Source organism: Streptomyces sp. NPDC048734, assembly GCF_043198675.1.
Lineage (GTDB): Bacteria > Actinomycetota > Actinomycetes > Streptomycetales > Streptomycetaceae > Streptomyces.
Genome location: NZ_JBICUZ010000002.1, coordinates 775,536 through 796,833, shown reverse-complemented (window position 1 = coordinate 796,833; position 21,298 = coordinate 775,536). Strand labels below are relative to the sequence as shown.

Annotated in this window: 17 protein-coding genes; 15 read left to right on the top strand and 2 right to left on the bottom strand. The window is 70.1% G+C overall.

The genetic code is table 11. The features are described from left to right. Positions 1-83: 83 nt before the first annotated feature. Complete coding sequence (locus ACGFQC_RS08815) at positions 84-914, bottom strand: C40 family peptidase (protein WP_363088950.1); 831 nt, start codon at positions 912-914, stop codon at positions 84-86. A 711-nt stretch (positions 915-1,625) separates the two neighbouring features. Here ACGFQC_RS08815 and ACGFQC_RS08810 point away from each other — a divergent pair. The 15 genes from ACGFQC_RS08810 to recQ all read left to right on the top strand — a co-directional run bounded on the left by ACGFQC_RS08810 (position 1,626) and on the right by recQ (position 20,180). Continuing rightward, on the top strand, positions 1,626-1,985 hold the full coding sequence (locus ACGFQC_RS08810; RefSeq protein ID WP_007383963.1) for an NADH-quinone oxidoreductase subunit A: 360 nt from the start codon (positions 1,626-1,628) through the stop codon (positions 1,983-1,985). A 14-nt stretch (positions 1,986-1,999) separates the two neighbouring features. Then, positions 2,000-2,554, top strand: coding sequence for an NADH-quinone oxidoreductase subunit B family protein (locus ACGFQC_RS08805; RefSeq protein ID WP_029381065.1), 555 nt, complete (start codon positions 2,000-2,002; stop codon positions 2,552-2,554). Beyond that, positions 2,551-3,306, top strand: a complete 756-nt coding sequence (locus ACGFQC_RS08800; RefSeq protein WP_363088951.1) for an NADH-quinone oxidoreductase subunit C — start codon at positions 2,551-2,553, stop codon at positions 3,304-3,306. The genes ACGFQC_RS08805 and ACGFQC_RS08800 overlap by 4 nt, the downstream gene beginning before the upstream one ends. Beyond that, the gene (locus tag ACGFQC_RS08795; protein ID WP_363088952.1) at positions 3,303-4,679 is read left to right on the top strand and encodes an NADH-quinone oxidoreductase subunit D; all 1,377 of its coding nucleotides are present in this window, start codon (positions 3,303-3,305) and stop codon (positions 4,677-4,679) included. The genes ACGFQC_RS08800 and ACGFQC_RS08795 overlap by 4 nt, the downstream gene beginning before the upstream one ends. Then, positions 4,676-5,548 carry an NADH-quinone oxidoreductase subunit NuoE gene (nuoE, locus tag ACGFQC_RS08790; RefSeq protein WP_363088953.1) on the top strand — a complete coding sequence of 291 codons (873 nt, stop codon included), beginning with the start codon at positions 4,676-4,678 and terminating at the stop codon, positions 5,546-5,548. Before ACGFQC_RS08795 ends, nuoE begins: the two co-directional genes overlap by 4 nt. Continuing rightward, positions 5,548-6,894: an NADH-quinone oxidoreductase subunit NuoF gene (gene nuoF / locus ACGFQC_RS08785; RefSeq protein WP_393287965.1), complete on the top strand. Its 1,347-nt coding sequence runs from the start codon at positions 5,548-5,550 to the stop codon at positions 6,892-6,894. The genes nuoE and nuoF overlap by 1 nt, the downstream gene beginning before the upstream one ends. After that, positions 6,891-9,398, top strand: coding sequence for an NADH-quinone oxidoreductase subunit G (locus tag ACGFQC_RS08780; protein WP_363088955.1), 2,508 nt, complete (start codon positions 6,891-6,893; stop codon positions 9,396-9,398). Before nuoF ends, ACGFQC_RS08780 begins: the two co-directional genes overlap by 4 nt. Next, complete coding sequence (gene nuoH, locus ACGFQC_RS08775) at positions 9,395-10,756, top strand: NADH-quinone oxidoreductase subunit NuoH (protein ID WP_363088956.1); 1,362 nt, start codon at positions 9,395-9,397, stop codon at positions 10,754-10,756. The genes ACGFQC_RS08780 and nuoH overlap by 4 nt, the downstream gene beginning before the upstream one ends. Further along, the gene (gene nuoI / locus ACGFQC_RS08770; RefSeq protein WP_363088957.1) at positions 10,749-11,399 is read left to right on the top strand and encodes an NADH-quinone oxidoreductase subunit NuoI; all 651 of its coding nucleotides are present in this window, start codon (positions 10,749-10,751) and stop codon (positions 11,397-11,399) included. The genes nuoH and nuoI overlap by 8 nt, the downstream gene beginning before the upstream one ends. Further along, positions 11,396-12,238 carry an NADH-quinone oxidoreductase subunit J gene (locus ACGFQC_RS08765; protein ID WP_363088958.1) on the top strand — a complete coding sequence of 281 codons (843 nt, stop codon included), beginning with the start codon at positions 11,396-11,398 and terminating at the stop codon, positions 12,236-12,238. The genes nuoI and ACGFQC_RS08765 overlap by 4 nt, the downstream gene beginning before the upstream one ends. After that, positions 12,235-12,534 (top strand): NADH-quinone oxidoreductase subunit NuoK, encoded by a 300-nt coding sequence (nuoK, locus tag ACGFQC_RS08760; RefSeq protein WP_003974374.1) that lies wholly within the window; start codon positions 12,235-12,237, stop codon positions 12,532-12,534. The genes ACGFQC_RS08765 and nuoK overlap by 4 nt, the downstream gene beginning before the upstream one ends. Positions 12,535-12,549: 15 nt before the next feature. Further along, a complete protein-coding gene (gene nuoL, locus ACGFQC_RS08755; protein WP_363088959.1) occupies positions 12,550-14,541 on the top strand; it encodes an NADH-quinone oxidoreductase subunit L in 1,992 nt (663 codons plus the stop codon). A 5-nt stretch (positions 14,542-14,546) separates the two neighbouring features. Then, on the top strand, positions 14,547-16,118 hold the full coding sequence (locus ACGFQC_RS08750; RefSeq protein ID WP_363088960.1) for an NADH-quinone oxidoreductase subunit M: 1,572 nt from the start codon (positions 14,547-14,549) through the stop codon (positions 16,116-16,118). Then, positions 16,115-17,764, top strand: coding sequence for an NADH-quinone oxidoreductase subunit NuoN (gene nuoN / locus ACGFQC_RS08745; protein WP_363088961.1), 1,650 nt, complete (start codon positions 16,115-16,117; stop codon positions 17,762-17,764). Before ACGFQC_RS08750 ends, nuoN begins: the two co-directional genes overlap by 4 nt. Before the next feature lie 322 nt (positions 17,765-18,086). Then, complete coding sequence (gene recQ, locus ACGFQC_RS08740) at positions 18,087-20,180, top strand: DNA helicase RecQ (RefSeq protein WP_363088962.1); 2,094 nt, start codon at positions 18,087-18,089, stop codon at positions 20,178-20,180. An 82-nt stretch (positions 20,181-20,262) separates the two neighbouring features. Here the strand turns inward: recQ and ACGFQC_RS08735 are convergent, their stop codons facing one another. Then, positions 20,263-21,201, bottom strand: coding sequence for a M56 family metallopeptidase (locus ACGFQC_RS08735; protein ID WP_363088963.1), 939 nt, complete (start codon positions 21,199-21,201; stop codon positions 20,263-20,265). Positions 21,202-21,298: the final 97 nt, after the last annotated feature.

The window sequence follows — 21,298 nt, the reverse complement described above, 5'->3', positions numbered from 1 at the left end:
GGAAAAGCCCGAAGGGCCGCAGCCCCCGAGCGGCTGCGGCCCTTCCGGTGGATCCGTGTGTCGCGGATCCGTACGTCCCTGTCTCAGAGCACCCGCACCGCACCCGACGCCGGGTAGCCGGAGAGGTCCTGGATCACCACGCCCTTGGAGGGGTTGGCCGCGTCGAGGTACTGGCCGTCCCCGATGTAGACGCCCACGTGGTACGCGGAACCCTTCCCGCCCCAGTACAGGATGTCGCCGACCTGGAGATTGGACAGCGACACGTCCGTGCCGGCCATCGACTGGTCCTGCGAGACCCGCGGGAGGTCCACGCCGACCTGGCGGAACGCGGCCTGCACCAGGCTCGAGCAGTCCCAGGCGTTGGGGCCGGTGGCGCCCATGACGTACGCGTCGCCCACCTGGGCCCTGAGGAAGGAGACGACCGTCGCGACGCTGCCGCTCGCCGGAGCGGAGGCGGTCGTCGAGGTGGTCGTCGCGGTGGCGAGGGCGGTCCGCTCCGAGGAACGGGACACGGCGGCCTCGGCGGCCGCCTTGCGGGCCTCCTCGGCCTTCTTCTTCGCCTCGGCCTTCTTGGCGGCGGCGAGGTCCTTCTTCGCCTCCTCGGCGGCCGCCGCGGCGGCCGCGTCGCGCTCCGCCTCGAGCTGGTAGTTCGCGGCGGCCTGCTGCGTGGCGTTCGCGGACTGCGCGATCTGTGCGGCCACGTCGCCCGTCAGCACGGGCAGCTCGAGCGTCTGTGCCACCGGCTCGGCGGCGTTGGCCGATCCGGCCGCGGTGGCCACGGCCAGCGAGCCGAGTACACCACTGGCGACTCCGGCCCGCATCGCGATCGTCGACGCGCTGCGGCGGGGCTTCCGGTGGCTGCGTATGTGAGCGGTGTGGGACATGGGTACAAGCGGTATCAGGGTGTCCTCCATACCTTCAAGAAACGTGTGCTGCGCCACAATTGCTCAACGGGGCGTCCGAACACCTGCCACAGCGCCCTTTATTGACGCCGTAACGGACATTGCGGACGCAGGCGGTCAAGCCTGTGATCATGGCCTTTCGTCGTTACGTCCGGATTGCCCCGCGCCTACCACTGGTGGAGATCGTTGGCCAAGCCCGGCTCCTGGCCGGCCTCCCCGAGTGTGGCGGAGGTCACGGAACGATTACCGGAAGGCCCGCGTCCGACGCGAGCGGTGCGACCGGTTCCGCTCGTGAACGCGCGCACGCGTCCACATCGGCCCCCGCGGCTCCCTCCGACGTGTGAACGGATCCACTACCAAGGCACCCCGTCCAGCGCCAATTTGCATGCAGCGGAACCATCTTGATATAGAGACGCCCCCTGCGACCTGCGGTGACGAGCGTAAATGTCACTTCTTGTGATCACTCTGACGCTTCGCGTACGAAGATCACCGCTGATATGACTTCATGATCCTTCGTCAGGTGGTGGAGATCACAAAGCTTGTGCAATACCCCGTGTCGCAGATCACAGAGCCGCAGGCATAGGATGCGAGGCAGTTGGGCTTGTGACCTGCTTCACATGTTCGCGATCTTCGTCGGTGACGGTGGAGTTCGTGGGGCCGGTGAGGCGGACGCGAGCCCCGACATCGCCAGCAGTCAGTGCCGACTGAGAGGAGCGAGGAGCGGTGAACGCGTATGCGCCCATCCTCGTACTGGGAGCCCTCGGGGCAGGCTTTGCGATCTTCTCCGTGGTCATGGCCACGCTGATCGGGCCTAAGCGGTACAACCGCGCCAAGCTCGAGGCCTACGAGTGCGGTATCGAGCCGACCCCCACGCCGGCCGGCGGCGGGCGCTTCCCCATCAAGTACTACCTGACGGCGATGCTCTTCATCGTCTTCGACATCGAGATCGTCTTCCTCTACCCCTGGGCCGTCACCTTCGACGCCCTGGGGGTTTTCGGGCTCGTGGAGATGTTGCTCTTCGTGCTCACCGTCTTCGTCGCCTACGCCTACGTGTGGCGGCGCGGCGGCCTGGAATGGGACTGAGGGGCCTTTAAGCCATGGGACTCGAAGAAAAGCTGCCGAGCGGTTTCCTGCTGACCACCGTCGAACAGGCCGCGGGCTGGGTGCGCAAGTCGTCCGTCTTCCCCGCCACGTTCGGCCTCGCCTGCTGCGCCATCGAGATGATGACCACCGGCGCGGGCCGCTACGACCTGGCGCGCTTCGGCATGGAGGTCTTCCGCGGGTCGCCTCGCCAGGCGGACCTGATGATCGTGGCCGGCCGGGTCAGCCAGAAGATGGCGCCGGTGCTGCGGCAGGTCTACGACCAGATGCCGAACCCGAAGTGGGTGATCTCCATGGGGGTGTGCGCGTCCTCGGGCGGCATGTTCAACAACTACGCCATCGTCCAGGGCGTCGACCACATCGTCCCCGTCGACATCTACCTCCCCGGCTGCCCGCCGCGCCCCGAGATGCTGATGGACGCGATCCTCAAGCTCCACCACAAGATCCAGAACTCCAAGCTGGGCGTGAACGCCGAGGAAGCGGCCCGCGAGGCGGAGGAAGCGGCGCTCAAGGCCCTGCCCACGATCGAGATGAAGGGGCTGCTGCGGTGAGCGACGCCAACGGCACCGGCGCAGGGGCCGAGGGGACCAACCCCGAGAAGGACCTGGCCGCCTCCAACCTCCCCGGACAGCGCGGCCAGGGCGGCGAGGAGATCCGCGTCCAGCGCGGCATGTTCGGCGCGAACAACGGCGGCGACACCTCCGGTTACGGCGGCCTGGTCCGCTCGGTGCGCCTGCCCGGCGCGACCTCCCGCCCCTACGGCGGCTGGTTCGACGAGGTCGCCGACGAACTCGAGGGCGCGCTGGAGGAGCAGGGGCTCCTCCCCGAGAACGCCATCGACAAGACGGTCGTCGACCGCGACGAACTCACCTTCCACGTCGAACGCGAACACCTCGTCCGGGTCGCCCGCACCCTGCGCGACGACCCGGCCCTGCGCTTCGAACTCTGCACGGGGGTGAGCGGCGTCCACTACCCGAACGACAAGGGCCGCGAACTGCACGCCGTCTACCACCTGCGCTCGATCACCCACAACAGGCTGATCCGGCTCGAGGTGAGCGTCCCGGACTCCGACCGGCACGTCCCGTCCCTGGTCTCCGTCTATCCGACCAACGACTGGCACGAGCGCGAGACCTACGACTTCTTCGGGATCGTCTTCGACGGTCACCCGGCCCTGACGCGGATCATGATGCCGGACGACTGGCAGGGCCACCCGCAGCGCAAGGACTACCCCCTCGGCGGCATCCCCGTCGAGTACAAGGGCGCCCAGATCCCGGCTCCGGACCAGCGGAGGTCGTACTCGTGAGCACTCCCCACCCCTCGCCCGGCCACCACCCCTCGTCGAGTCCCTCCGGGACCACCTCCTCGGCGGCATCCGCACGCGAGACCACCGAGGGCACCGTCTACACGGTCACCGGTGGCGACTGGGACGAGGTCGTCCAGTCCGCGGCCCGCGCCGACGACGAACGCATCGTCGTCAACATGGGGCCCCAGCACCCCTCCACCCACGGTGTGCTCCGCCTGATCCTGGAGATCGACGGCGAGACGGTCACCGAGGCCCGCTGCGGCATCGGCTACCTGCACACTGGCATCGAGAAGAACCTCGAGTTCCGTACGTGGACACAGGGCACCACCTTCGTGACGCGCATGGACTACCTGACGTCCTTCTTCAACGAGACCGCCTACTGCCTCGCCGTCGAGAAGCTCCTCGGCATCGAGGACCAGATCACCGACCGGGCCAAGATCATCCGAGTGCTCCTGATGGAGCTGAACCGGATGTCCTCCCACCTGGTGTGCATCGCCACCGGCGGCATGGAACTCGGCGCCACCACGATCATGATCTACGGATTCCGCGATCGTGAACTGATTCTCGACATCTACGAGCTCATCACCGGCCTGCGGATGAACCACGCGTACATCCGCCCCGGCGGACTCGCCCAGGACCTGCCGCCCGGCGCGGTGGACCAGATCCGCGAGTTCGTGAAGAAGATGGAGAAGAACCTCCCGGAGTACGACAAGCTCGCCACCGGGAACCCCATCTTCAAGGCCCGCATGCAGGACATCGGCTACCTCGACCTGGCGGGCTGCACGGCCCTCGGCGCCACCGGCCCGATCCTGCGCGCCACCGGCCTGCCGCACGACCTGCGCAAGGCACAGCCCTACTGCGACTACGAGACGTACGACTTCGACGTCCCGACCGCCGACTCCTGCGACGCCTACGGCCGCTTCCTGATCCGCCTGGAGGAGATGCGCCAGTCGCTCAGGATCGTCGAGCAGTGCCTGGACCGGCTCCAGCCCGGCCCGGTCATGGTCCCCGACAAGAAGATCGCCTGGCCCGCCCAGCTCGCCCTGGGCCCGGACGGCCTCGGCAACTCCCTCGACCACATCAAGAAGATCATGGGCACCTCCATGGAAGCCCTGATCCACCACTTCAAGCTGGTCACCGAGGGCTTCCGGGTCCCGCCGGGACAGGCGTACGCGGCCGTCGAATCCCCCAAGGGCGAACTCGGGGTGCACGCCGTGTCCGACGGCGGCACCCGCCCCTACCGGGTCCACTTCCGCGACCCGTCCTTCACCAATCTCCAGGCCATGGCGGCGATGTGCGAGGGCGGCCAGGTCGCCGACGTGATCGTCGCCGTGGCATCCATCGACCCCGTGATGGGAGGCGTCGACCGGTGACCACCTCTTCTTCGGAGCAGGGCGTCAGCCTGGGCATGCCCGAGCTGCCCGCGCCCGCCTACCCGGACGACGTCCGAGCCCGGCTGGAGACCGACGCGCGCGAGATCATCGCCCGCTACCCCGACTCCCGCTCCGCGCTCCTGCCGTTGCTGCACCTCGTGCAGTCGGAGGAGGGACACGTCACGCGCACCGGGATGCGGTTCTGCGCGGACGTACTGGGCCTGACCACCGCCGAGGTCACCGCGGTCGCGACCTTCTACACCATGTACCGGCGCCGGCCGAGCGGTGACTACCAGGTGGGCGTCTGCACCAACACCCTCTGCGCGGTGATGGGCGGGGACGCCATCTTCGAGGCGCTCCAGGACCACCTCGGCGTCGGCAACGGCGAGACCACCGACGACGGCAAGGTCACCCTGGAGCACATCGAGTGCAACGCGGCCTGCGACTACGCGCCGGTCGTGATGGTCAACTGGGAGTTCTTCGACAACCAGACCGTGCAGAGCGCGAAGCGACTGGTGGACGACCTGCGGGTCGGCCGTACCGTCTCGCCCACGCGCGGGGCGCCGCTGTGCACCTTCAAGGAGACCGCCCGGATCCTGGCGGGATTCCCCGACGAGCGCGAGGGCGCCGTCGACGCGAGCGGCAGCGCGGGACCGGCGTCGCTGGTGGGCCTTCGCCTGGCGAAGGGGGAGGCCGCACCCGCGCGCGTGGTCCATCCACGCGACGGCGGACCGCACGACGTGCCGCAGGACCGGGCCGTGCACGACCCGTCACCGACGCGGCACCTCAGTTCGCACGACGCGCCGCAGGACACGTCGGCCTCCGACCCCGCCCACCCGGCAGGGCCCACCGCCGAGGAGGGGGAGTGATGACCTTGGCACCCGAACTGAAGGACACCGGCCCCGAGAAGCTGCTGGCACCCGTGCTGTCGGCCTTCTGGGACGAGGACAGGTCCTGGACGCTGGACGTGTACCGAAGGCACGAGGGGTACGAGGGGCTCCGCAAGGCGCTCGCCATGTCGCCGGACGACCTGATCGCGTACGTCAAGGAATCCGGCCTGCGCGGCCGCGGTGGCGCGGGATTCCCCACGGGAATGAAATGGCAGTTCATTCCCCAGGGGGACGGAAAACCGCACTATCTGGTGGTCAACGCCGACGAATCGGAGCCGGGAACCTGCAAGGACATCCCGCTCCTCTTCGCGAACCCGCACAGCCTCATCGAGGGCATCGTGATCGCGTGCTACGCCATCAGGTCGTCGCATGCCTTCATCTATCTGCGGGGTGAGGTCGTCCCCGTTCTGCGGCGGTTGCACGAGGCCGTGCGCGAGGCCTACGCGGCGGGCTACCTCGGCGAGAACATCCTGGGCAGCGGACTCGACCTCGAACTCACCGTGCACGCCGGCGCCGGCGCGTACATCTGCGGTGAGGAGACCGCGCTGCTGGACTCGCTCGAAGGCCGCCGTGGTCAACCGCGGCTGCGTCCTCCTTTCCCTGCCGTCGCGGGCCTCTACGCGTGCCCGACTGTGGTGAACAACGTCGAGTCGATCGCGTCGGTTCCCGCGATCCTGCAGAACGGCAAGGAATGGTTCAGGTCGATGGGCAGTGAGAAGTCCCCGGGCTTCACGCTCTACTCGCTCAGCGGCCACGTCACCAGTCCCGGCCAGTACGAAGCGCCCCTCGGCATCACCCTCCGCCAGCTCCTCGAGATGAGCGGCGGCATGCGACCGGGCCACCGCCTCAAGTTCTGGACGCCGGGCGGCTCCTCCACCCCGATGTTCACCGACGAGCACCTCGACGTCCCTCTCGACTACGAAGGAGTGGGTGCCGCGGGTTCCATGCTCGGCACGAAGGCACTCCAGTGCTTCGACGAGACGACCTGCGTGGTGCGGGCCGTGACCCGCTGGACCGAGTTCTACGCCCACGAGTCCTGCGGCAAGTGCACACCCTGCCGGGAGGGCACCTACTGGCTGGTGCAGCTGATGCGGGACATCGAGGCCGGCAAGGGCGCCATGTCCGACCTCGACAAGCTCAACGACATCGCCGACAACATCAACGGCAAGTCCTTCTGCGCCCTCGGCGACGGTGCCGCCTCGCCGATCTTCTCCTCGCTCAAGTACTTCCGCGAGGAGTACGAGCAGCACATCACGGGCCGCGGCTGCCCCTTCGACCCGGCCAAGTCGACGGCCTGGGCCGACCGTACGGAGGTGAACGCATGACGGTGACCACCAGCGCTCCCTCCGGGGGCGGAGAGGCGGCTCTCCCGCCGGAGGATCTCGTGACGCTGACCATCGACGGCGTGGAGATCAGCGTGCCCAAGGGCACCCTGGTCATCCGGGCCGCCGAACAGCTCGGCATCGAGATCCCGCGCTTCTGCGACCACCCGCTCCTCGACCCGGCCGGCGCCTGCCGGCAGTGCATCGTCGAGGTCGAGGGCCAGCGCAAGCCGATGGCGTCCTGCACGATCACGTGCACGGACGGGATGGTGGTGAAGACGCAGCTCACCTCCCCGGTGGCCGAGAAGGCGCAGCACGGCGTGATGGAGCTGCTCCTCATCAACCACCCGCTGGACTGCCCGGTCTGCGACAAGGGCGGAGAGTGCCCCCTGCAGAACCAGGCCATGTCGCACGGCAACGCCGAGTCCCGTTTCGAGGGCCGCAAGCGGACCTACGACAAGCCCGTCCCGATCTCCACACAGGTGCTGCTCGACCGTGAGCGCTGCGTGCTGTGCGCCCGCTGCACCCGGTTCTCCAACCAGGTCGCGGGTGACCCGATGATCGAACTGATCGAGCGGGGCGCGCTCCAGCAGGTCGGTACCGGCGAGGGCGACCCCTTCGAGTCGTACTTCTCCGGCAACACCATCCAGATCTGCCCGGTGGGCGCGCTCACCTCGGCGGCCTACCGGTTCCGTTCGCGGCCCTTCGACCTGATCTCCACGCCGTCCGTCTGCGAGCACTGCTCGGGCGGCTGCGCGACGCGCACGGACCACCGGCGCGGCAAGGTCATGCGACGGCTCGCCGCCGACGACCCCGAGGTCAACGAGGAGTGGATCTGCGACAAGGGGCGGTTCGGGTTCCGGTACGCCCAGCAGCGCGACCGGCTCGACACCCCGCTCGTGCGCAACGCCGAGGGCGACCTCGTACCGGCCTCCTGGCCGGAGGCGTTGCAGATCGCGGCCCAGGGGCTGCTCGCCTCGCGCGGCCGGACCGGCGTCCTGACCGGCGGCCGCCTGACCGTCGAGGACGCCTACGCGTACAGCAAGTTCGCGCGCGTGGCGCTCGACACCAACGACATCGACTTCCGCGCGCGCGTGCACAGCGGCGAGGAGGCCGACTTCCTGGCGTCCAGGGTGGCGGGCCGCGGCCGTGACCTCGACGGCAGCGGCATCACGTACACGACGCTGGAGAAGGCGCCCACCGTCCTGCTCGTCGGGTTCGAGTCCGAGGAGGAGGCGCCCGGCGTCTTCCTGCGGCTGCGCAAGGCCTGGCGCAAGCACGGGCAGAAGGTGTTCTCGCTGGCCACCCACGCCACCCGCGGCCTGGAGAAGGCCGGCGGCACGCTGCTGCCGGCCGCTCCGGGCACCGAGACCGAGTGGCTGGACGCGCTGACCAGCGGTGTCGGCCTGGAGGACGAGCCGGGGAGCCGGGCCGCCGAGGCGCTGCGCGCCGGCGGCGCGGTGATCGTCGTCGGTGAGCGGCTCGCCGCCGTCGCGGGCGGCCTCACCGCCGTCGTACGCGCGGCCACCGCGACCGGGGCGGACCTGGTGTGGATCCCGCGCCGGGCGGGGGAGCGGGGCGCCGTCGAGGCGGGCGCGCTCCCGTCGCTGCTGCCGGGCGGACGCCCGGCCACCGACCCGCGCGCGCGGGAGGAGGTCGCCGCCGTCTGGGGCGTCGCCGAACTCCCGCCGCGCTACGGCCGGGACACCGGGCAGATCATCGAGGCCGCCGCGCGCGGCGAACTGCAGGCACTGCTCGTCGCCGGGGTGGAGGTGGCCGACCTGCCCGACCCGTCGCGCGCGCGTGAGGCGCTCGCCGAGGCCGGCTTCGTGGTGTCGCTGGAGCTGCGCCCCGGCGAGGTCACCGACCGTGCCGACGTCGTCCTGCCCGTCGCCGCGGTCGCCGAGAAGGCGGGGGCCTTCCTCAACTGGGAGGGCCGGGTGCGCTCCTTCGAGGCCGCGCTCAAGCCCGACCAGATGACACGCCGTCCGGCACCGACCGACGCGCGCGTGCTGCAGATGATCGCCGACGCCATGGACGTCCACCTGGGCCTGCCGGACCTGCGCACCACGCGCGCGGAACTGGACCGGCTCGGTGCCTGGGACGGGCCGCGGGCCGCCGCGCCGCTGGACACCGCCGGCGTCCTGCCGCGGCCCGCCGCCGGTGAGGCCGTGCTCGCCGGGCACCGCCTGCTGCTCGACCAGGGCCTCCTCCAGCAGGGTGACGAGGCGCTCGCCGGCACCCGGCACGCCGCCCACGCGCGCGTGTCCGCCGCCACGGCCGCCGAAGCCGGCGTCAAGGACGGCGACACGCTCGCCGTGACCGGCACCGCGGGGACGGTGGAACTGCCCCTGCGGATCACCGAGATGCCCGACCGGGTGGTGTGGCTCCCGCTGAACTCCACGGGCGGGGGCGTCGCCTCCGACACCGGGGCCCGGCCCGGCTCCCTCGTCCGCATCGGCCCGGCGACGCTCGCCGCCGAGGCCCCCAAGGAGGTGGAGGCATGAGCTTGTACCTCGCCGCTGAAGACCTCTCGATGTTCGGCCGCGATCCCTGGTGGCTGGTCGTGATCAAGGCGGTCTTCTGCTTCGCCTTCCTGATGCTGACCGTGCTGTTCTCCATCGTCTGGGAACGCAAGGTCGTCGCCTGGATGCAGCTGCGCATCGGCCCCAACCGGCACGGCCCCTGGGGCATGCTCCAGTCGCTCGCCGACGGCATCAAGCTGATGCTCAAGGAAGACCTGATCGTCAAACGCGCCGACAAGGTGGTGTACGTCCTCGCGCCGGTCGTCGCGGCCATCCCGGCCTTCATGGCGATCGCCGTGATCCCCTTCGGCCCGGCCGGCAACGAGATCTCGATCTTCGGGCAGCGCACCACGATGCAGCTCACCGACCTGCCGATCGCGATGCTCTACATCCTCGCGGTCGCCTCGGTCGGCATCTACGGCATCGTCCTCGCGGGATGGAGCTCCGGATCCACCTATCCACTCCTGGGGGGCCTGCGCTCCTGCGCGCAGATGATCTCGTACGAGATCGCGATGGGCGCCGCGTTCGCCTCGGTGTTCCTCTACTCCGGGTCCATGTCGACGTCGACCATCGTCGAGCAGCAGCAGGACCGCTGGTACATCCTCCTGCTGCCGGTCTCCTTCGTCCTCTACATCGTCACGATGGTCGGCGAGACGAACCGGGCCCCGTTCGACATGCCGGAGTCCGAGGGCGACCTGGTCGGCGGCTTCAACACCGAGTACTCGTCGATCAAGTTCGCGATGTTCATGCTCGCCGAGTACGTGAACATGGTGACGGTCTCGGCCGTGGCGACCACGCTCTTCCTCGGCGGCTGGCGGGCCCCCTGGCCGGTCAGCACCTTCTGGGAGGGCGCGAACCACGGCTGGTGGCCGATGCTCTGGTTCGTCGTCAAGGTGCAGCTGCTGCTGTTCTTCTTCATCTGGCTGCGCGGCACGCTGCCCCGGGTCCGCTACGACCAGCTCATGAAGCTCGGCTGGAAGGTCCTCATCCCGGTCTCGGTCGTCTGGCTGATGCTCGTCGCGACCGTGCGGACCCTGCGCAACGAGAACTACGACTTCGCCGACATCGCCCTCTACGTCGTCGGCGGCGTCCTGGTCCTGCTGCTGCTCTCCTTCGTCGCGGACATGTTCCGCGACCGCGGCAAGGCGGAGCCGGCCCCGGCCGAGCCCGCCGCCTTCGACCCGATGGCGGGCGGGTTCCCCGTACCGCCGCTGCCGGGACAGGAGCTGCCGCCGGTGCCCAGGCGCCGTCCGCGCCGGGAGCGGGAGCTGATTGTCAGTGGTGGGTCCGATACTCACAGTGACGGATCTCTGGAGGGAAAGGAGGCGTCCGATGGCTGAGGAGCCCAAGGAGGCCGGGCAGCCGAAGCCCGGCTTCCAGAACCCGGTAGCCGGTTTCGGCGTGACCTTCAAGGCCATGTTCAAGAAGCGGCTCACCGAGCAGTACCCCGAGCAGGAGAAGACCACCGCTCCCCGGTTCCACGGACGGCACCAGCTCAACCGCCATCCGGACGGTCTGGAGAAGTGCGTCGGCTGCGAGCTGTGCGCGTGGGCCTGCCCCGCCGACGCCATCTACGTCGAGGGGGCCGACAACACCGAGGAGGAGCGCTACTCCCCGGGCGAGCGGTACGGGCGCGTCTACCAGATCAACTACGCCCGCTGCATCCTGTGCGGCCTGTGCATCGAGGCGTGCCCCACCCGCGCGCTGACGATGACCAACGAGTTCGAACTGGCCGACAGCAGCCGCGCCAACCTGATCTACACCAAGGAGCAGCTGCTGGCCGGCCTGGACGAGGGCATGGTCGACAGTCCGCACGCCATCTACCCCGGCATGGACGAACAGGACTACTACCGGGGCCTGGTGACGGAGGCCGCGCCCGGCACCGAGCGGCAGGTCGCGCTCTCCCGGGGCGAGGTCCCGCAGGAGGCCGCCGCCACGTCCGGCGAGGGCGAGCCCGCCTCCGGGGAGGTGATCGGCCGATGAGCGCTCAGCTCGCCGCCTACTCCACCTCCACCGGCGAGGCGGTCCAGTTCTGGGTGCTGGGCACCGTCGCGGTGATCGGCGCCCTGTGCACCGTCTTCATGAGGAGGGCCGTGCACAGCGCGCTCTGCCTCGCCGGAACCATGATCGTCCTGGCGGTGTTCTACCTCGCCAACGGCGCCTACTTCCTGGGCGTCGTGCAGATCGTCGTCTACACCGGCGCGATCATGATGCTGTTCCTGTTCGTGGTGATGCTCGTCGGCGTCACCGCCGCGGACTCCCTGAAGGAGACCATCAAGGGCCAGCGCTGGCTGGCCCTCGTCTGCGGCCTCGGCTTCGGCGTCCTGCTGGTCGCCGGCATCGGCAACGCCTCCCTGACGGAGTTCGGCGGCCTCACGGAGGCCAACGCGGGCGGCAACGTGGAGGGCCTCGCGGCCCTCATCTTCACCAAGTACGTCTTCGCCTTCGAGATCACCGGCGCCCTGCTCATCACGGCCGCCGTCGGCGCCATGGTGCTCACCCACCGCGAGCGCACCGAGCGGGCGAAGACCCAGCGCGAACTGTCCGAACAGCGCGTCCGCGAGGGCGTCCACCTGCCGCCGCTGCCCGCGCCCGGCGTGTACGCGCGGCACAACGCCGTGGACGTCGCCGGCCTGCTGCCCGACGGCACCCCCTCCGACCTCACCGTCAGCAAGACACTGCGGGAGCGCGGCCAGGTCCGGGACGTGTCCGCCGAGGCGCTCAACGACCTCAAGGCGATCGAGCAGCGCTCCGCGGAGCGCCTGGAACGCACCCCGATCGAGCCGCCGACCTTCAAGCGGGCCGAGGAGGCGTCGAAGTGAACCCCGTCAACTACCTCTACCTCGCCGCCCTGTTGTTCACGATCGGCGCGACGGGCGTCCTGATCAGGCGCAACGCGATCGTCGTGTTCATGTGCATCGAGCTGATGCTCAACGCCTGCAACCTCGCGTTCGTCGCCTTCTCCCGCATGCACGGCAACCTCGACGGCCAGATCATCGCGTTCTTCACGATGGTCGTCGCCGCGGCGGAGGTCGTGGTGGGACTCGCGATCATCGTGTCGCTGTTCCGTTCCCGCCACTCGGCCTCGGTCGACGACGCCAGCCTGATGAAGCTGTAAGGGGTCGGAAGAATCGTGGAGAACCTGATTGCGCTGCTGATCGCGGCGCCCCTGCTCGGAGCGGCCGTCCTCCTGGTCGGCGGCCGGCGGCTCGACGCCGTCGGCCACTGGCTCGGCACACTGCTGGCGGCCGTCTCCTTCGTGATCGGCCTCGTCCTCTTCGCCGACCTGCTCGGCAGGGACGCCGACGACCGCACACTCACGCAACACCTGTTCAGCTGGATCCCGGTCGAGGGCTTCCAGGCGGACGCAGCCTTCCGCGTCGACCAGCTGTCGATGACGTTCGTCCTGCTGATCACGGGCGTCGGCTCGCTGATCCACCTGTACTCGATCGGGTACATGGAGCACGACGAGCGCCGCCGCCGCTTCTTCGGCTACCTGAACCTGTTCCTGGCGGCGATGCTCCTGCTGGTCCTCGCCGACAACTACCTGCTGCTGTACGTCGGCTGGGAGGGCGTCGGCCTCGCCTCCTACCTGCTGATCGGCTTCTGGCAGCACAAGCCCAGCGCCGCCACCGCGGCGAAGAAGGCCTTCCTGGTCAACCGCGTCGGTGACGTGGGCCTGTCGATCGCCATCATGCTGATGTTCACCACCTTCGGCACCTTCGCCTTCGGCCCCCTGCTCGGCACGCCCGAGGAGGCCGGACTCGCCGGTGGGGCGAGCGAGGGCACGCTCACCGCGATCGCCCTGATGCTGCTGCTCGCGGCCTGCGGCAAGTCCGCCCAGGTGCCGTTGCAGTCCTGGCTCGGGGACGCCATGGAGGGCCCGACGCCCGTCTCGGCCCTCATCCACGCGGCCACGATGGTGACCGCCGGGGTCTACCTGATCGTCCGCTCCGCGGCGATCTTCAACCTGGCGCCCGACGCCCAGCTCGTCGTCACGATCGTCGGTGCCGTCACGCTCCTGTTCGGTGCGATCGTCGGTTGCGCCAAGGACGACATCAAGAAGGCCCTGGCCGGTTCGACCATGTCGCAGATCGGCTACATGGTGCTGGCCGCCGGCCTCGGCCCCATCGGCTACGTCTTCGCGATCATGCACCTCGTGACGCACGGCTTCTTCAAGGCCGGCCTGTTCCTCGGCGCCGGTTCGGTCATGCACGGCATGAACGACGAGGTCGACATGCGCAAGTACGGCGGCCTGCGCAGGTACATGCCGGTCACCTTCATCACGTTCGGCCTCGGCTACCTCGCCATCATCGGCTTCCCGGGCCTGTCCGGCTTCTTCTCCAAGGACAAGATCATCGAGGCCGCCTTCGCCAAGGGCGGCACCGAGGGCTGGATCCTCGGCGGCTGCGCGCTGCTGGGCGCGGCCATCACGGCGTACTACATGACGCGCGTGATGCTGCTGACGTTCTTCGGCGAGGAGCGCTGGAGGAACCGGCCCACCCGCTCACCCGAGGCGCCGAGCGCCGAGCCCGCCGCCGCACACGGCGACGGGGCCGCATCCGGCCAGGTCGCCGCCGCGACGGGGGAGCCGCACCCGCACGAGTCCCCGAGGTCCATGACGATCCCGATGATCGTGCTGGCCTTCGGCTCGGTCTTCGCCGGTGCCTTCTTCAGCATCGGCGACCGCTTCCTGCACTGGCTGGAGCCCGTCACGGGGCACAGCCACGGCGACGCGCCGGTCAGCGCGCTCACGGTCACCCTCGCCACCATGGTGGTGCTGGTGATCGGCGTCGCGGTCGCCTACCTCCAGTACGGCCGCCGCCCCGTCCCGGTCGTCGCCCCGCGCGGTTCCCTGCTCACCAGGGCCGCCCGCCGCGACCTCCTCCAGGACGACTTCAACCACGTCGTCCTGGTCCGCGGCGGCGAGCACCTCACCCGGTCCCTGGTGTACGTCGACCACACCCTGGTCGACGGCGTCGTCAACGGCACGGCGGCCTCGGTCGGCGGTCTCTCCGGGCGCATGCGCAAGCTCCAGAACGGCTTCGCGCGGTCGTACGCGGTCTCGATGTTCGGCGGTGCGGCGGTCCTCGTCGCCGCGACCCTGCTGATGAGGGCGGTCTGATACCGATGTCCTTTCCTCTGCTGACAGCGACGGCGGTGCTCCCCGCGATCGGGGCGGTCGCCACGGCCGCCGTCCCGGCCGCGCGGCGCGACGCCGCCAAGACGCTGGCCCTGCTGTTCTCCCTCGCCACGCTCGTCCTCGCGATCGTCGTCCTGGTCCGCTTCGACCCGGACGGCGACCGCTACCAGCTCACCGAGTCCCATTCCTGGATCGCCGAGTTCGGCGTCCGGTACGAACTCGGCGTGGACGGCATCGCGGTGGCGCTCATCGCGCTCACGGCGCTGCTGATCCCGTTCATCGTCCTCGCGGGCTGGCACGACGCCGACCCGCTGGAGACAGGCAACAAACGGTGGCGGCCGACGCAGGGCTTCTTCGCCCTGATCCTCGCCGTCGAGGCGATGGTGATCATCTCCTTCGAGGCCACCGACGTCTTCCTGTTCTACATCTTCTTCGAAGCCATGCTGATCCCGATGTACTTCCTCATCGGCGGCTTCGGGGACCGGGCCCACGAGCACGGCGAGGAGACGGCGTCCACCCAACGGTCGTACGCGGCCGTGAAGTTCCTGCTCTACAACCTGGCCGGCGGGCTGATCATGCTGGCCGCGGTGATCGGGCTGTACGTGGTCGCCGGGAACTTCTCGCTGACGGAGATCGCCGAGGCCCGGGCCAACGGCTCGCTCGACATGGCGACGAACACCGAACGCTGGCTGTTCCTCGGCTTCTTCTTCGCCTTCGCCGTGAAGGCGCCCCTGTGGCCGCTCCACACCTGGCTGCCCAACGCCATGGGGGAGGCCACCACCCCGGTCGCCGTCCTCATCACGGCGGTGGTCGACAAGGTCGGCACCTTCGCGATGCTGCGCTTCTGCCTCCAGCTCTTCCCGGAGGCCAGTAAGTGGGCCACACCCGTGGTCCTCGTCCTCGCCGTGGTCAGCATCATCTACGGCGCGCTGCTCGCCGTCGGGCAGCGGGACATCAAGCGGCTGGTGGCGTACGCGTCGATCTCGCACTTCGGCTTCATCATCCTGGGCATCTTCGCGATGACCAGCCAGGGCCAGTCCGGCGCGACGCTCTACATGGTCAACCACGGCATCTCGACGGCCGCCCTGATGCTGGTCGCCGGCTTCCTCATCTCGCGGCGCGGCTCGCGGCTCATCGCCGACTACGGCGGTGTGCAGAAGGTCGCCCCGGTGCTCGCCGGCACCTTCCTGATCGGCGGGCTGGCGACCCTGTCGCTGCCGGGACTGGCGCCGTTCGTGAGCGAGTTCCTGGTCCTGGTGGGGACGTTCTCGCGCTATCCGGTGATCGGCATCGTCGCCACGTTCGGCATCGTCCTCGCCGCGCTCTACACCCTCGTCCTCTACCAGAGGACGATGACCGGTCCCGTCAAACCCGAGGTCGCCGCGATGCCCGACCTCCGCGCGCGTGAGCTGATGGTCGTCGCCCCGCTGATCGTTCTGCTGATCTTCCTGGGCGTCTACCCGAAGCCCGTCACCGACATCGTCGACCCGGCGGTCAAGCAGACACTGTCCGACGTCCAGGAGAAGGACCCCCAGCCCGAGGTGGAGGCGGCCAAGTGAGCACAGCAGTCGTCCACAGTCTGTGGACAACCGCGGCCGACCCGATCTCGAAGATCGACGCGCCGAAGATCGAATACGCACAGCTGTCGCCCACCCTGATCGTCGTGGGCGCGGCCGTCGTCGGGATCCTGGTCGAGGCGTTCGTGCCGCGCAGGTCCCGCTACCACGCCCAGCTGTTCCTGTCCGTCGTCGCGTTGACCGCCGCGTTCGCCGCGGTGGTGGCGCTGGCGGCGGACGGATACGGCACCACCAAGGCACACATCGCGGCGATGGGCGCGATCGCGGTCGACGGACCGGCGCTGTTCCTCCAGGGCACGATCCTGCTGTCCGCCCTGGTGGGCCTGTTCACCTTCGCCGAACGGCGGCTCGACCCCGAGGCGCACGGCAACCGCGTCGACTCCTTCGTCGCCCAGGCCGCCTCGGTGCCGGGCAGCGACAGCGAGAAGGCGGCCGTCAAGGCGGGCTTCACCACCACCGAGGTCTTCCCGCTGCTGCTGTTCGCCGTCGCGGGCATGCTGGTCTTCCCGGCGGCCAACGACCTGCTGACCCTCTTCATCGCCCTGGAGGTCTTCTCGCTGCCGCTGTACCTGCTGTGCGCGCTGGCCCGCCGCAAGCGGCTGCTGTCCCAGGAGGCGGCGGTCAAGTACTTCCTGCTCGGCTCCTTCGCCTCCGCGTTCACCCTGTTCGGCATCGCCCTGTTGTACGGGTACGCCGGCTCGGTGTCGTACGCGACGATCGCGCAGGTCGTCGACGGCACGGTCACCAACGTCAGTCCGGCCCTCGCCGACACCATGGGCAACGACGTGCTGCTGCTCATCGGCGCCGCGATGATCGTCATGGGGCTGCTGTTCAAGGTGGGCGCCGTGCCGTTCCACATGTGGACGCCGGACGTCTACCAGGGTGCGCCGACCCCGGTCACCGGCTTCATGGCCGCCGCCACCAAGGTGGCCGCCTTCGGCGCGCTGCTGCGGATCCTCTACGTCGTGCTGCCGGGCCTGCGCTGGGACTGGCGGCCGGTCATGTGGGGCGTCGCGGTCGTCACCATGCTGGGCGGCGCGATCGTCGCGATCACCCAGACCGACATCAAGCGGCTGCTGGCGTACTCGTCGATCGCGCACGCCGGGTTCATCCTCGCGGGTGTCATCGCGACCACGCCGGACGGTGTCTCGTCGGTCCTGTTCTACCTGGGCGCGTACTCGTTCGTGACGGTCGGCGCGTTCGCCGTGGTGACGCTGGTGCGCGACGCCGGCGGCGAGGCGACGCACCTGTCCAAGTGGGCCGGGCTGGGCCGCCGGTCGCCGCTGGTGGCGGCCGTGTTCGCGGTGTTCCTGCTGGCCTTCGCCGGCATCCCGCTGACCTCGGGGTTCGCCGGGAAGTTCGCCGTGTTCAAGGCGGCGGCGGAGGGCGGTGCGGCGCCGCTCGTCGTGGTCGGTGTGATCTCGTCGGCGATCGCCGCGTTCTTCTACATCCGCGTCATCGTCCTGATGTTCTTCAGCGAGCCGCGGCCCGAGGGCCCCACCGTCGCCGTGCCGTCACCCCTGACGATGACGACGATCGGGGTGGGCGTGGCGGTCACCCTGGTGCTCGGCGTGGCACCGCAGTACTTCCTGGACCTGGCGAGCCAGGCAGGAGTGTTCGTGCGCTGACCTGCGGAGCGTGTGCGACGGCCCCGGTTCCCCGCGGAGGGGGCCGGGGCCCGTCGTGTGCGCCGGAGCGTGTGCGCCGGAGCGGGTGCGCCGGAGAGGGTGCGACGGGCACGTCCGGCGGGCCGCTCCGGCCGGTGCCCGGCATCGGGTGGGCGTCCGGCGTCCGGTGGGCCTCCGGGCGGTCTGCGCGGTCGCGGGACCCCGCGGTCGCGGCATCCTGCGGCCCACGGATCACCGCGGGCCTGTGGACAACTCCGGCGGTGTCGGTCCGGACCCCTATCGTGGACGCAGTGGTCGAGGACGACGTACGGGGGACGGGACGATGCGAGGGACGGGCGGGATCAGGGAGATGCCAGGAACCACCGAGATGCCGGGCACGGAGAGCGAGGCGCTGGCCACGCTCCACCGGGTCTTCGGGTACGAGGCCTTCCGGGGCGAGCAGGGCGAGGTCATCGAGCACGTGGTGGCCGGCGGGGACGCGGTCGTCCTCATGCCGACCGGCGGCGGCAAGTCGCTGTGCTACCAGATCCCCTCCCTGGTCCGGCCGGGCACGGGAATCGTCGTCTCCCCGCTGATCGCGCTGATGCAGGACCAGGTGGACGCGCTGCGGGCGCTGGGCGTGCGGGCCGGCTTCATGAACTCCACGCAGGACTTCGACGAGCGGCGCACGGTCGAGGCCGAGTTCCTGGCCGGCGAGCTGGACCTGCTCTACCTGGCGCCGGAGCGGCTGCGCCTGGACGCCACGCTGAACCTGCTGTCGCGCGGCAAGATCGCGGTCTTCGCCATCGACGAGGCCCACTGCGTGTCCCAGTGGGGGCACGACTTCCGCCCCGACTACCTCACCCTCTCCCTGCTGGGCGAGCGCTGGCCCGACGTCCCGCGGATCGCGCTCACCGCCACGGCCACCCACGCGACGCACCAGGAGATCACGCAGCGGTTGCGCATGCCGACGGCCCGGCACTTCGTGGCGAGCTTCGACCGGCCCAACATCCAGTACCGGATCGTGCCGAAGGCCGACCCCAGGAAGCAGCTGCTGAGCTTCCTGCGCGAGGAGCACGCGGGTGACGCGGGCATCGTCTACTGCCTGTCGCGCAACTCCGTCGAGAAGACCGCCGAGTTCCTCTCCCGCAACGGCATCGAGGCCGTGCCGTACCACGCCGGCCTGGACTCGGGCACGCGCGCGGCACACCAGTCGCGGTTCCTGCGGGAGGAAGGCCTGGTCGTGTGCGCGACCATCGCCTTCGGCATGGGCATCGACAAGCCGGACGTGCGGTTCGTCGCCCACCTCGACCTGCCCAAGTCGATCGAGGGCTACTACCAGGAGACGGGCCGCGCGGGCCGTGACGGACTGCCCTCGACGGCCTGGATGGCCTACGGCCTCAACGACGTCATACAGCAGCGCAAGATGATCCAGTCGAGCGAGGGCGACGAGGCGTTCCGGCGCCGGGCCGCCGCCCACCTCGAGTCGATGCTGGCACTGTGCGAGACCGCCCGGTGCCGCCGCGGGCAGCTGCTGGCCTACTTCGGCCAGGAACCGGACCCGAAGGGCTGCGGCAACTGCGACACCTGCCTCACGCCCCCGCAGACCTGGGACGGCACGGTCGCGGCGCAGAAGGTGCTGTCGACGGTGGTGCGGTTGCAGCGGGAGCGAGGCCAGAAGTTCGGCGCGGTGCAGATCGTCGACATCCTGATGGGCAAGCGCACGGCCAAGGTGATCCAGTTCGACCACGACCAGCTGTCGGTGTTCGGCATCGGCGAGGAGCTGTCCGAGGGCGAATGGCGCGGCGTCGTGCGGCAGTTGCTGGCGCAGGGGCTGCTCGCCGTCGAGGGGGACTACGGCACGCTGGTGCTCACGGACTCCAGCGGGGAGGTGCTGCGCCGCGAGCGCGAGGTGCCGCTGCGCAAGGAGCCGGAGAAGCCGGTCACGGCGAAGACGTCGGGTTCCTCCACCGGCAAGGGCAGGGCGAAGGCCGCCGCGGTCGAACTGCCTGAGGCACTGCTCCCCGCCTTCGAGGCCCTGCGCGCCTGGCGCGCCGAACAGGCCCGCGAGCAGGGCGTGCCGGCGTACGTCATCTTCCACGACGCCACGCTGCGGGAGATCGTCACGGCCTGGCCGACGTCCGTGCGGGAGCTGGGCGGGATCAGCGGAGTCGGTGAGAAGAAGCTGGCGACGTACGGGGAGGGCGTGATCGGCGTGCTGGCGTCGCTGGGCGAGGCACCGGACCCGGCGTCCGGCGCCACCCTGGACTCCGGCGCCGCCCCGGCGTCCGGGACGGCCTCGGGCTCCGGGAGAGCTTCGGGATCTGGCAAGGCCTCCGACGCCGTGTCCGCCGCGGGCGGGGCGCCCTCCGCCGACGGGGCCGACGACTACTGGCCCGAGATGGACGAGGAACCGGAGCCCGAGGACTGGATATAGGCGACAGGACCCCTGACCCCTGACCCCGAACCCCTGACCCCTGGGACCGGAGCGCCGGGCTCCAGCCGTCCCCGGTCGGGGGTCAGCTCAGGGCGGTCAGCCCCGGGGCGAAGGTGATCAGCAGCGGGAGCAGGGGGACCAGTGCCGCCGCGGTCGTCGTCAGGGCCCGGTGTCTGGGCAGCAGCCGTGGGGGCGGCTGGAGGAGACGGTCCACGCGCTCGCCCAGCAGGCGGCGGGAGGACGCGCAGGACAGGATGCCCCGGTGCTGGTTCAGTTCGATCAGCGCGAGGGCCGTCGTGAGGTGACCGCAGCGGCGGGACGCCGTGTCGTCGGCGGAGAGTTCGACCAGGCGGTGGGTCTGGTCGCAGAAGTGGGCGAACAGCGGGACGCGCGGGAATCCGGTGGCCAGCGCTGTCGACAGGTGCAGCAGCCAGTCGTGGTGGGCGCGGGCGTGACCTCGTTCATGGGCGAGGACCGCGTCGATCTGGTGGGAGGTGAGGCGCTGCAGGGCACCGGTGGTCACGATCAGCTGGGACGGGCTGCCGGGCATCCACCAGGCGTCCGGGTAGTCGTCCTCGAGCACCAGCAGGGGGCCCCGGGCGGGAGGCAGTCCCGCGGGCAGGTCGGGCGCGCGCTCCCGCAGGTGGGCGCGGGCCAGGCCACGGCGCCGGCGGGCCTCGACCAGCTCGCGGGCGAGCATCGCGGTGGTCCAGGCGGCACCGCAGGCCAGCAGCAGCGTGAGCGCCGTCGCCCACACCGGGGCGGTCGAGAGGTCGTATGCCTCTGTCACGGCCGGTGGCGCCGGGGCGAAGACCTGGGTGCGGACGGTGTGGAAGACGGCGGCCGCCCCCAGCACGAGCGCCGTCAGACAGCACAGCAGCACCGTGGCGACCAGGCACTGCCACACCCACAGCGCCACCACCGGCTCCCGCTCGGGCCACTCGGCCCGGGTCAGCGCGCGCGGGACCGGCACGGCGGCGGTCAGGGCGACGACGCTCAACAGGAGCAGGCAGAGGGTCATTGCCGTGGGCTCCGGATCCTGGTCGGGGAGGACGGGTCGGTGGCGACGGGTGGTTCCGTGTTCCGGGACGGTGGGTGCGGCGGGCCCGGTGCGAGGA

Bases quoted from the DNA above. Each gene is read 5' to 3' on its own strand.
- ACGFQC_RS08815 (WP_363088950.1), bottom strand. From the start codon at position 914: ATGGAGGACACCCTGATACCGCTTGTACCCATGTCCCACACCGCTCAC.
- ACGFQC_RS08805 (WP_029381065.1), top strand. From the start codon at position 2,000: ATGGGACTCGAAGAAAAGCTGCCGAGCGGTTTCCTGCTGACCACCGTC.
- ACGFQC_RS08765 (WP_363088958.1), top strand. From the start codon at position 11,396: ATGAGCGCTCAGCTCGCCGCCTACTCCACCTCCACCGGCGAGGCGGTC.
- ACGFQC_RS08750 (WP_363088960.1), top strand. From the start codon at position 14,547: ATGTCCTTTCCTCTGCTGACAGCGACGGCGGTGCTCCCCGCGATCGGG.
- recQ (WP_363088962.1), top strand. From the start codon at position 18,087: ATGCGAGGGACGGGCGGGATCAGGGAGATGCCAGGAACCACCGAGATG.
- nuoH (WP_363088956.1), top strand. From the start codon at position 9,395: ATGAGCTTGTACCTCGCCGCTGAAGACCTCTCGATGTTCGGCCGCGAT.
- ACGFQC_RS08780 (WP_363088955.1), top strand. From the start codon at position 6,891: ATGACGGTGACCACCAGCGCTCCCTCCGGGGGCGGAGAGGCGGCTCTC.
- nuoF (WP_393287965.1), top strand. From the start codon at position 5,548: ATGACCTTGGCACCCGAACTGAAGGACACCGGCCCCGAGAAGCTGCTG.
- nuoI (WP_363088957.1), top strand. From the start codon at position 10,749: ATGGCTGAGGAGCCCAAGGAGGCCGGGCAGCCGAAGCCCGGCTTCCAG.
- ACGFQC_RS08735 (WP_363088963.1), bottom strand. From the start codon at position 21,201: ATGACCCTCTGCCTGCTCCTGTTGAGCGTCGTCGCCCTGACCGCCGCC.